This is a genomic window from Flavobacterium frigidum (assembly GCF_048286735.1).
Lineage (GTDB): Bacteria > Bacteroidota > Bacteroidia > Flavobacteriales > Flavobacteriaceae > Flavobacterium.
On the sequence record NZ_JBLVPU010000045.1, the window covers coordinates 1 to 2,333 of the forward strand.

Below are 2,333 nucleotides of genomic sequence, written 5' to 3' on the forward strand. Positions count from 1 at the left end.
TAAGGCTAAAAGTCATTTCAAAATTGATTTCATTAGCAATACAAATTCTACCTATTTTTTTATATGTACATAATTATGTACATTTGTAAAAAATATAATTATGAAAACAATTAGCGTATCCGAATTTAGAGGAAATATCAAAAAATATCTCGATTTAGCACAAGAAGAAAAATTACTAATCCACAGGGGAAAAGGTAAAACATACGCTATTGTGCCAATTGAAGAAATGGAGGACGAGCCATACAATCCAGAATTTGTAGCCAAAATTATGAGAGCTAGAGAAGATTCTAAACAAGGTAGAGTTACTATTATTAAAACAGAGGATTTATGGAAATAGGTTATACCGATGAAGCTTTAGAAGATATTGCTTATTGGAAAAAATCAGGAGATAAAGGGATTCAAAATAAAATTAAAAATCTAATTATCGCTATACAAGACAATCCAACTGAAGGAATTGGAAAGCCGGAACAATTAAAACATAATTTATCCGGTTCCTGGTCAAGAAGAATAAATCAAGAGCATAGAATAGTTTACGAGATTAAGGAAAATAACACAATAGAGATCCAATCTTTAAGAGGGCATTATTAGGCTTCTTTTTTGGACTTTTTTTTGAAGCTTCAAAATTGGATTTTTAGGACTTTTTAGGTTGAAAGTTAGAGGAAGCAAGAGGGAACGACGATAAATCGTAATTCTAAATATAAAGTGCTGATTTTCAATTGTTTTGTTTTTTGTCATTCTACTTAAAGTAGTAATAATTTTAGTAATTTTCCGTTTCGTTTTTTGTAAACACCTATTTTTCAATTTTTTAAGTAAAATTTATTTACTAAAAAATTTACTAATCGTTCCTACTTTAAGTAGAATAAGAGTTAAAAACGCACTCCATTTAATTATCTAAAAAATCGCTTCGCTATCCTCATTTTTATAAAAAGTTTTTTGAGCTGCAGAAAAAACCTTTTATAAAAATAGAGGGCAATATTATAACTTCCGATAGCTTCCGATAAGTCGGATTATTGGTTTAGATATTTGGCTAAAATCCATTGATTTTGGGTTAAAGCATCCTTTGTTTTATCTAACTGCGATTGAAGAAATATTTTATCCTGGACTAATCCTACTATCTCCTTATCAAGATATTTCATTTTAGTACCTAATTCTTTTATTTCTAACTCTTTAGTAGAATAATCTTTAAGAGTATTTTCAAACAAAACGTATTCTTCTGGAGTAAATACTTCAACGTGATTGCCGTTATCAATCTCTTGTTTTAGCTCTTTTATTACATCATTTTCCTCCTCTGTATCATCGCTTCCGATAACTTCCGATAGCTTCCGATAGAGAGACACAAACAAATCGGACAACTCATAAGTTTTGCCTTTTAAAACAACCATTTCACTATCGTGAATATGGTTCTTTGCTCTTGTTCTAATGGTTCGGTCGGTTGTGTTTAGAATAAACGCAACTTGAACCGTACTAAACCAAATTCTATTTTCAGCCATTTTAAACAGTTTTGTTATTTGCTAATTTTGAAAGTTGCCCCATAACACTAGTTACATCCTCTTTTTCTTCGTTTTTAGCTACTTTTTCTTGTTTTACAGGTTTCTCGACACCTTTCAAAATATCTTCGTCTAAAACAAACCTAATTAAGCGAGTGGGCTCAGAAATGCCACCAGCAAGAATTTCCGTAATACGCTTATGGGCATGAGGTATTAAATCGGGTGATTTTTGGAGTTTAGAGATTACTTTGGAGATGTAATCAGCGTTTTTTTTCTTCTTAGTTACTTCAAATAATTCTTGTAGAATAATTAATATTTTGCGAAGTAAATCAATGTTATTAGGAGCATTTAAACCTTCTCTTGAAATTACTTTAAACCGTAAACTTTCGACTGATCGTCCTTTTTTTTCTTCTGAATATTCAAAATACAAATCACATTGACCAGCATCATACAGTGTCTTGAGTTCTTTGTGAGCTATTTGCAGCACCCTTTCTTTAAGAGCTGCATATTCGGAGTATTTAGCTTCTAGCATAAATTGTTCTCGCAAATCTTTTATGGAAATTCTAAAACCTCCAGCTGAACGCCATTGCGAACAAATTTCATATATCCGTTGTGACCATTTACTCCTCAAAGACATAGCCACAGTAAGGGAATATTCGGTATATTGTTGGGTTAATTCAACGAGATAAGGAATTAATTTTTTAGAGACCTGAACCTCTGCAACCCCTTTTTTTATTTCGGCATAATTTATAAAACCAACAATAAGCCATTCGTCAAGTTCTAAATCCCCTGCATATTCATTTTGATATTCAAAAGAGCGTAAACGCAAAGAAACCAATCCCTTTT

General features: G+C 31.4%; 4 protein-coding genes. 2 read left to right on the plus strand and 2 right to left on the minus strand.

The genetic code is table 11. From position 1 onward, the window contains the following. Positions 1–100: 100 nt before the first annotated feature. Complete coding sequence (locus ACNQGO_RS15315; protein WP_417947578.1) at positions 101–337, plus strand: type II toxin-antitoxin system Phd/YefM family antitoxin; 237 nt, start codon at positions 101–103, stop codon at positions 335–337. After that, positions 328–588 carry a Txe/YoeB family addiction module toxin gene (locus ACNQGO_RS15320; protein ID WP_417985809.1) on the plus strand — a complete coding sequence of 87 codons (261 nt, stop codon included), beginning with the start codon at positions 328–330 and terminating at the stop codon, positions 586–588. The genes ACNQGO_RS15315 and ACNQGO_RS15320 overlap by 10 nt, the downstream gene beginning before the upstream one ends. A 419-nt stretch (positions 589–1,007) precedes the next feature. On the opposite strand, the gene ACNQGO_RS15325 is transcribed toward ACNQGO_RS15320, so the two are convergent. Beyond that, on the minus strand, positions 1,008–1,490 hold the full coding sequence (locus ACNQGO_RS15325) for a hypothetical protein (protein ID WP_417947582.1): 483 nt from the start codon (positions 1,488–1,490) through the stop codon (positions 1,008–1,010). 1 nt (position 1,491) lies between these two features. Next, positions 1,492–2,333: replication initiation protein (locus tag ACNQGO_RS15330; protein WP_417985810.1), on the minus strand; the 842-nt coding region annotated here is incomplete at its 5' end.

Bases quoted from the DNA above. Each gene is read 5' to 3' on its own strand.
- ACNQGO_RS15315 (WP_417947578.1), top strand. From the start codon at position 101: ATGAAAACAATTAGCGTATCCGAATTTAGAGGAAATATCAAAAAATAT.
- ACNQGO_RS15320 (WP_417985809.1), top strand. From the start codon at position 328: ATGGAAATAGGTTATACCGATGAAGCTTTAGAAGATATTGCTTATTGG.
- ACNQGO_RS15325 (WP_417947582.1), bottom strand. From the start codon at position 1,490: ATGGCTGAAAATAGAATTTGGTTTAGTACGGTTCAAGTTGCGTTTATT.